The 8,118-nt window shown below is 53.6% G+C and carries 7 protein-coding genes and 4 tRNA genes; all 11 read right to left on the bottom strand.

What is annotated here, in order from left to right; translation table 11 throughout:
• The coding region (gene tuf, locus GX016_05605; protein HHT71034.1) for an elongation factor Tu at positions 1 to 1,098 on the bottom strand (1,098 nt) is incomplete at its 3' end.
• A 247-nt stretch (positions 1,099 to 1,345) separates the two neighbouring features.
• Positions 1,346 to 1,421, bottom strand: a tRNA-Thr gene (locus GX016_05600).
• A gap of 3 nt (positions 1,422 to 1,424) precedes the next feature.
• Positions 1,425 to 1,501: transfer RNA gene (locus GX016_05595), tRNA-Met, on the bottom strand.
• A 13-nt stretch (positions 1,502 to 1,514) separates the two neighbouring features.
• Positions 1,515 to 1,601, bottom strand: a tRNA-Tyr gene (locus GX016_05590).
• Between the two features lie 68 nt (positions 1,602 to 1,669).
• Positions 1,670 to 1,745 (bottom strand) — tRNA-Thr (locus GX016_05585).
• Between the two features lie 82 nt (positions 1,746 to 1,827).
• On the bottom strand, positions 1,828 to 2,475 hold the full coding sequence (gene sigH, locus GX016_05580; GenBank protein ID HHT71033.1) for an RNA polymerase sporulation sigma factor SigH: 648 nt from the start codon (positions 2,473 to 2,475) through the stop codon (positions 1,828 to 1,830).
• Positions 2,476 to 2,599: 124 nt separating this feature from the next.
• Positions 2,600 to 3,355 (bottom strand): 23S rRNA (guanosine(2251)-2'-O)-methyltransferase RlmB, encoded by a 756-nt coding sequence (rlmB, locus tag GX016_05575; GenBank protein HHT71032.1) that lies wholly within the window; start codon positions 3,353 to 3,355, stop codon positions 2,600 to 2,602.
• A 32-nt stretch (positions 3,356 to 3,387) separates the two neighbouring features.
• Entirely contained in the window at positions 3,388 to 4,083 is a 696-nt protein-coding gene (locus GX016_05570) for an FAD-dependent thymidylate synthase (GenBank protein HHT71031.1), read from the bottom strand.
• Positions 4,084 to 4,271: 188 nt separating this feature from the next.
• Entirely contained in the window at positions 4,272 to 5,708 is a 1,437-nt protein-coding gene (locus GX016_05565; protein ID HHT71030.1) for a cysteine--tRNA ligase, read from the bottom strand.
• Positions 5,709 to 5,723: 15 nt separating this feature from the next.
• Positions 5,724 to 7,184, bottom strand: a complete 1,461-nt coding sequence (locus tag GX016_05560) for a glutamate--tRNA ligase (protein ID HHT71029.1) — start codon at positions 7,182 to 7,184, stop codon at positions 5,724 to 5,726.
• Between the two features lie 163 nt (positions 7,185 to 7,347).
• Positions 7,348 to 8,118 (bottom strand): septal ring lytic transglycosylase RlpA family protein (locus GX016_05555; GenBank protein ID HHT71028.1); only part of this gene is annotated, 771 nt, incomplete at its 5' end.

The following is an 8,118-nucleotide window of genomic DNA, read 5'->3' as shown; positions in this document are numbered from 1 at the left end:
GTCCATCACCACGTTGTCGCCGGGCATCACCATCTCCACGCCCTCCGGCAGATTAATGGTACCGGTAACGTCGGTGGTCCTAAAGTATAGCTGCGGCCGATAGCCGTTAAAGAACGGCGTGTGGCGTCCGCCTTCTTCCTTGGTTAACACATAAACCTGACCCTTGAACTTGGTGAGCGGACGGATGCTGCCCGGTTTGGCCAATACCTGACCGCGCTCCACATCCTCACGGTCGATCCCGCGCAGGAGCACCCCGATGTTATCGCCGGCTACACCTTCGTCCAACGTCTTTCTGAACATCTCCACTCCGGTAACTACAGTCTTGCGGCTTTCTTCCGCCAGCCCGACAATCTGAACGTCGTCACTCACCTTTACTTTACCCCGTTCCACCCGGCCGGTAACCACGGTTCCCCGTCCGGTAATAGTGAACACGTCTTCAATGGGCATCAGGAACGGTTTGTCGGTATCGCGCTCCGGAGTGGGAATATAGCGGTCTACCTCTTCCATTAGCTCCCAGATGGCACCACAATCCTCGCACTCTTTCCCACCACAGCCGCACTCAAGCGCTTTCAAGGCCGAGCCGGCCACTACCGGAATATCGTCGCCGGGGAATTCGTACTCGGAAAGCAGATCCCGCACTTCCATTTCCACCAGCTCCATGAGCTCGGGATCGTCCACCTGATCGGCTTTGTTCAGGAACACCACAATATGCGGGACGCCTACCTGCCGGGCCAACAGAATATGCTCTCTGGTCTGGGGCATAGGGCCGTCAGCAGCGGAGACCACCAAGATAGCACCGTCCATCTGGGCGGCACCGGTGATCATGTTCTTTACGTAGTCGGCGTGACCGGGGCAGTCCACATGGGCGTAGTGCCGGTTTTCAGTCTCGTACTCCACATGCGAAGTGGCAATAGTGATCCCACGAGCCCGCTCTTCGGGAGCTTTGTCAATCTTGTCGAAGGGGATAAAGTCAGTAAGACCTGCGTGGGCCAAGCAACGAGTGATAGCCGCAGTTAAGGTTGTTTTGCCATGATCCACATGGCCGATAGTACCAATGTTCACGTGGGGCTTAGTCCGCTCAAACTTTTTCTTCGCCATGTTTTTCTCCTCCTTAAATAAAGCAAAAGCTTTCCAGCCAGGCGAAAGGCTGGATATCACGAATAATCTTTAAACAGTAGTTTCTACACAGTCCCATGGTTTTCCTTTAAGTATACCCTTAAATTAGAAAAAATAATAGCAATGTTTTCCTGGGCAAGATAAGCCGTCTGTCCCCAACCCATCATTAATACCGCTCTATGTACATAACACAAAACGCCCCGAACCCTTGGGGCGTCTATGTTTCTTATGGAGCCCACGACCAGGATTGAACTGGTGACCTCCGCCTTACCAAGGCGACGCTCTGCCTACTGAGCTACGTGGGCATTTGGTTGCGGGGGCCGGATTTGAACCAGCGACCTCCGGGTTATGAGCCCGACGAGCTACCGGACTGCTCCACCCCGCGCTATATTCCTGGTTGGTGGAGAGGGGTGGATTTGAACCACCGAAGGCTTCGCCAGCAGATTTACAGTCTGCCCCCTTTGGCCAGACTTGGGTACCTCTCCACGCAATCGCACCTTAACTTATGGCACGTTATATTTTATCACAGCAACAACTTTTTGTCTAGAAAAAATGGAGCCGACGATCGGACTTGAACCGATAACCTGCTGATTACAAATCAGCTGCTCTGCCGATTGAGCTACGTCGGCTCATACACTAGCCTGTTTATAACTTGAATGAGATGCGGTAAGCAGTAATATGATACTCGCTTCGGAGCCTAAAGTCAATGGTCTATTCTTCGGCCCGTCTCTCCAAATACTTTTCCAACTTGCGTTTTACCCGCTGTAGTGCATTATCAATGGATTTCACGTGTCGGTTAAGCTCAACGGCAATCTCTTGATAGCTCCGCCCTTCTAAATAGGAGACCAGAACTTGCCACTCCAGGTCGCTTAGAATCTCACCCATCTTATTTTCAATATCGTTGAACTCTTCTCTATTAATAACTAGCTCTTCCGGGTCGCTGATATGGGCACCTGAGATAACATCCATCAACGTTCGGTCGGAATCCTCATCGTAAATAGGTTTGTTTAATGATATATAAGAATTTAAAGGAATGTGTTTTTGTCTTGTAGCCGTCTTAATAGCGGTGATGATCTGCCGAGTTACACATAGCTCCGCGAACGCACGGAAGGAAGAAAGTTTGTCGTCACGGTAGTCACGAACAGCTTTATAAAGACCTATCATTCCTTCCTGAATAATATCTTCCCGATCGGCTCCCACCAGAAAATACGACCGCGCCTTAGCCCGAACAAAATTCTTATACTTATTGATCAGGGCTTCTAAGGCAACCTCACTGCCATCACGGGCCTGGGATACCAGCTCCTCATCCTGGATCTCTTCCAGATCACAGTACACTTCTTGTGTGGCACCCATGGTCACTAGCCTCGCCTCCATCTGCTAGGTTGCCATATTACCTCATATGGTTGTCCCAACGGTTTAATTATAGTATTCCTGCCTGTAGTCCGTCAAGAGCGGCGGACATACTTAATCTAGGTTAAAGTTGTCAGTACGTTTGTCGGCGCTGGCGTACCACTTCATACAGCAGTAAGGAGGCGGCCACTGAAGTATTAAGTGACGTTACTTCTGACTGCATGGGAATTCGGACCGTAAAATCGCACTCTCGCGCCAGCAATCTTCCCAAGCCTTTATCCTCACCCCCCACCACCAATACCACCGGGCCGGTCAGGTCAGCTTCAAAGTATAGTGTCTCCCCATCCATATCGGCTCCCACTGCCCATAAGCCAGCAGTCTTCAGGTCGTTAAGACAACGCCTGAGATTGACCACCCGCGCCACTGGGATATGGTCCAACGCACCGGCAGCGGCTTTTTCCGCTACACCGGTAATCGGAGCCGCCCGGCGCATAGGGATGATAATGCCATGAGCACCGGCAGCAGCTGCCGTACGGGCAGTGGCACCCAAATTACGCGGATCTTCCACATGAGCCAAAACCACCACCAGGGGTGGCTCTCCCCGCGCCTCCGCCCGAGCCAAAATGTCAGCCACGTCGGAATATAGCCGCGGGGCGGTGAAAGCTACCACCCCTTGATGTATGGCTCCACCGGTGAGATCATCCAGGCGTTGCCGACTGACATTTTCCACCGGTATCCGGCGCTCTTGGGCCAAAGCTCGGATTGCAGCCATACCGCCGCCTCGTTCAGTCCCGATCAAAACTCTATTGAGAGCTCGCCCGGACTTCAAGGCGTTGGTCACCACATTGCGACCCCAAATCAAGTCCTCTTGTCCCACTGTTGTCACCATCCGCTTCCCGGGCTTCGGTTTGTCCTTCCGCTTTATCTTACGTCTGCCGCCCGGCCTCTATGACTCACCGTCGGAGCCCGTCCGCAGGAGAAACGACCTTCATAGCATACCCCTTCAGTTTCACAACTCGGTCCAGCCAGGGCGAACAGTAGCGGTGCCACCTCACGAACCAATTTTCTCATTTCGCCGGCTAGCTCCCGGATCTCCCATTGAGCCCGGTGGCAGCAGCGCAAACGGAACAAATTGTATAAGCTGCGGCAGTTGAAAGTAGCCACTAACTTGGTCTCACAGGCGTTAGGCAAAACATAGCGCGCATCCTCCGGCGGCACCTGCTGAACCAGCTCATTGTATACCTGTTGAATGGCGGACATGGCTTGCAGGAAGGTTTCCCTGGCCGCCGGCCGCTGGCTGATGCTAGGGGGAATAATAAAATCAAAGGCTTCTTCCCGCACGTAACGTTGCGATTGTTGGGAATAAGAAGCCAGGCGATGTCGTACCAGTTGGTGCGACAAGGCTCGACTTACACCCTCAATGGCAAAGGTGAAAGTAACGTGCTCTGTGGGTGACTCATGTCCGCTTTGGACTAAATGAGTCAACAGCTTGGCCACTTGTTCGTCCGAAAGATCCTTAAGCAAATCCGCGGCTCCGGTTTCCGAATAACACAATCGGGCCGCGGCGGCCACTGTTCGTTCGGGGTCGGGTGTGTAATTCAATAGTTTAACCAGCACAAGCACCGTCTCCTTCAACAAAGTCCTTTGGAACCGGCGGCCGTTGTGCACAACCGCGCCTTCTATCGGCCAGTGCTTACTCTCCGGCTCCGATCTCCGCTTCGACCGTTCTAGGGCTCGGTTCGGAGCGCGTTCATCTTCATCTTTCCGCTCGTGCCGCCCATAAGGGTAGCACAGTGATCTATCCATTATTTGTAGCGCCAGCGAACCCCGGCAGCAGTGTCCTCAAGAATGATGCCCAGCTCGGCCAAGCGATCACGCACCCGATCAGCAGTGCCGTAGTCTTTTCGGGTCCGGGCTTCCTGTCTCAGCTCGGCCACTAGCTGAACCAGACCGTCCACCAAGACTTTGTCCAGCCGCCCTTCATCTACACCTGTCAGTCCCAGCACCCCGCCTAAAGACAGGAACAAATCGCGCCCGGCTACCAGTACCGCTGCCCGTTCACCGCTAACCGCACCGGCTGCCAAGTAGCTATTTAGGTCTCGAGCTAAATCAAACAAGACACCCACAGCCTGAGCGGTATTAAAATCGTCGTCCATAGCTGTCTCAAAGGCCTGGCGATGCTCGGCCAACGTGGTTAAAAACTCCTGGGCGCCAGGAGACAAGTCTGCCGGGCCAGCGGTTTCTTTTCCGGCCAACATTAGCTCTAAATTCTCTTCTAAGTTAAGCAGACGCTTCCAGCCCCGCACTGCTGCCGGCATATCCTCCAGCCTAAAATCGATCGGACTGCGATAATGGGTGGATAACAGGTAGTATCTAAGGGCCGGCCCCGGATATTGCTCAACAAGGTCCCGTACTCGGGTCACGTTCCCCACTGATTTGGCCATCTTCTCGCCGCCCATGTTAATGAACCCGTTGTGCACCCAGTAGCGGACAAAAGTCGTGCCTGTAGCCGCTTCCGATTGAGCTACCTCGTTTTCGTGATGCGGGAACACTAGATCGGAGCCGCCACCGTGAAAATCAAAGCCCGGTCCCAAATACTTCAGAGACATAACAGAACACTCGATATGCCAACCCGGCCGTCCGGGTCCCCACGGGCTGTCCCAGGCCGGTTCGTTTTCCTTGGAAGCTTTCCAGAGCACAAAGTCCATGGGATGCCGTTTGCGCTCATCCACTTCTACCCGAGCCCCGGCTTTTAGGTCTTCTAGGCTGCGGCCTGAAAGCTTACCGTAATCGGGAAAACTCCCCACCGAATAGTAAACGTTGCCGTCCAGCACATATGCGTGCTCAGTTGCCACCAGTTTTGCCACCATAGCGATTATGTCCGGAATATGGTCTGTAACCCGGGGATACACATCAGCTCTTTTGATTCCCAAAGCATCCATATCATGGAAATACTCTTTAATGTAACGGTCAGCCACTGCCAGGGCGCTGATGCCTTCTTCCTGAGCCCGTTTGATGATCTTGTCATCCACATCGGTGAAATTCTGAACATAGCGAACCGAATAACCTTTGTAAGCTAAATAGCGCCTGATGACATCCCACACTAAGTAGGGACGGGCGTTGCCGATATGACAGAAGTTGTACGGGGTGACACCGCACACGTAAATGCTTACTTTCCCCGGATCCCGGGGAGTAAATTCGCGCTGACTTCTGGACATGGTATCGTATACCTTAAGTGGCACCAGGCATTCCCCTTTCTAGCTGTTATAGAAGCCTAATTTCCGCACTGCTTGCAATCGAGCTTTTACTCGGTCTCGTCCGAGCAGGGCCATTATTTGAAATATCTCCGGGCCGCGTAATCTACCGGTAAGCGCTACCCGCAAAGGGAGGTACACCCGCCGAGTGGTAAGATTCATGTCCTTACACAACTGACGCAGCTCGGTACGGATGTGGGCCGGCTTAAGTTCAGCTAAGTTGTCCAGCCGTTCTTCCACCGCAGCAAAAACCGCCGGAACCTGTTCTTCTTTTAGCACCAGCCGGGCTTTGCCACTCTCAGGTTGTACCTCAGACTGAAAGAAGAATGATGCCTGATCGCTGATTTCAGCCACTTCGCCTAACTCGCCGCGCATAGCTTGAGCCAATTGTAGCAGCCAAGTGCGTTCAGGCTCGTTGGGTTCGTTCACATAGCCTGCTTGCTGTAAGTGTGGCAGGGCCAGTTCCAACACGCGTTCCGGTGAACTTCTCTTTAAGTAGTGAGTGTTAATCTCCCGCAGCTTGCTGGGGCTGAATATTGCCGGCTTCTTGGTAATTTGTTCCAGCCGGAAGCTTTCCGCTGCTTCCTGTAAGGAAAAGAAGGGCTTCTCTGACCCCTCCCAGCCCAACAGAACCAGAAAGTTAACCAGTGCTTCCGGGAGATAACCGCGCTTCCGGTACTCGTCCACTGTACCCAGACCGACAGTAGCCGATAACCGCCGCTCTTCGTCGGTAAGAGACGGTAGATGGGCAAACTCAGGCGGCTTCCAGCCTAATGCTTCGTACAGCATAATCTGCCGGGCCGTATTAGTCAAGTGTTCGTCACCGCGGATTACATGGGTAATGCCCATGAGATGATCATCCAGAACCACGGCGAAGTTGTAAGTAGGCAATCCATCAGCCTTGACAATGATAAAGTCGGTTATACCCTCGCTCCCCACCTCCACCTGTTCCTGAATCAAATCGGTAAAGGCAATAGTCCTGCCCCCGGGGGTACGAAAGCGAACCACCGGCGTTCTGCCGTCAGCAATTAGCCGCGCCCGGTCTTCTTCGGTGAGGTTTCGGCAGCGGCCGGTGTAACGTGGCGTCTCCCCGTGCGACAGCATTTCCCGCCGTTGATCAGCCAACTCCCGCTCACTGCAAAAACACTGATAAGCAAATCCGTCCTCAATCAGCCGCTTAGTAAAACGAGCATACACATCTCGCCGCTCTGTTTGCCGATAGGGGCCGTAAGGGCCTTCTTTGTCGGGGCCCTCATCCCAACCGATTCCCAACCAGGCCAGATCGGTTTGAATAGACTCTTCCGCTTCCACCGAAGAGCGTTCTTGGTCAATGTCTTCACTTCTAAATACCAATGTCCCGTTGTAAGCTTGGGCGAACAGCCAATTAAAGAGCGCCGTTCGCGCCCTCCTTAAATTCAGCGATCCGGTTGGACTAGGAGCAAATCTGATCCGCACTTTATCCATAAAAACAGCGGCCTCCCTTGGCTCTAATCTTGTTTATTATACCATGCAATTTAGTCTGATAACAAGCAAAGCCAAAAATGGCAGGCACCTGTTGATGCCTGCCTCCAGTTAGAACCTCGTTGGTTTCGTCTTTGCTTGTCACCAGGATTGGGAGCTCATTCCGTTACGGGCTAACCACCGTGATCTCGACATCGGCGACACCGGCTGCTTCCATGCCTATGGCCCTGGCTGCTGCCCGGGACAGGTCGATACTGCGTCCTGCAATAAAAGGACCTCGGTCGTTTATGCGCACCAGTACTGATCTTTCGGTGATAGGATTGGTCACCAGCACCAGGGTGCCAAACGGCAGCGTTCGGTGAGCAGCAGTATATATATTCTGGTCGAAGACTTCACCGCTGGCAGTAAGGCGACCGTGAAACCGAGATCCGTACCATGAAGCCCGGGCAGTAACCGAGCGCCCTCGGCTCATAGTCTGAAACGCTTCTTCTACTCCCAGGGGTTCTATGCCTATACTGGCGCGAATGTTGTTGGCCCAAGCCAGGGCCAAGTATGGTGTCGGTGTTTGGTTCGCCTGTGCGCTTACGCGATCAACCGTTACCAAGATACCGGTGGGCGCCCGGACCACAGCCTCGCCGTTCTCAATTCCAAGCCCGATACAGTGAAGGTCCGCTCCGGCAGTCAACGTCGTCCGCAGTCTTTGGGCCACAATCTCACCTCGCTGCCAGGGCGTATAACCCCCGGCCGCCGCTCGAATTCTAAGCACAACACACTGGTTTACCAATACTTCCGGCACATCCTCACCCCAGCGCAGCTCAACCGGATCCCACTGGCTGCCTGTCTTGGCTGGGGCTGTTACCGTCTCCGGCGTTTGTCTACCTTGGGTATAAACCAGGGAGCCGCCCAGGAACAAAACCACGGCTATCATGCCCACGGT

Source organism: Bacillota bacterium, assembly GCA_012837285.1.
Classification (GTDB): domain Bacteria; phylum Bacillota; class DTU030; order DUMP01; family DUMP01; genus DUNI01.
Note: the sequence above shows the minus strand (reverse complement) of the source record. Positions and strands in the feature narration are given on the sequence as shown.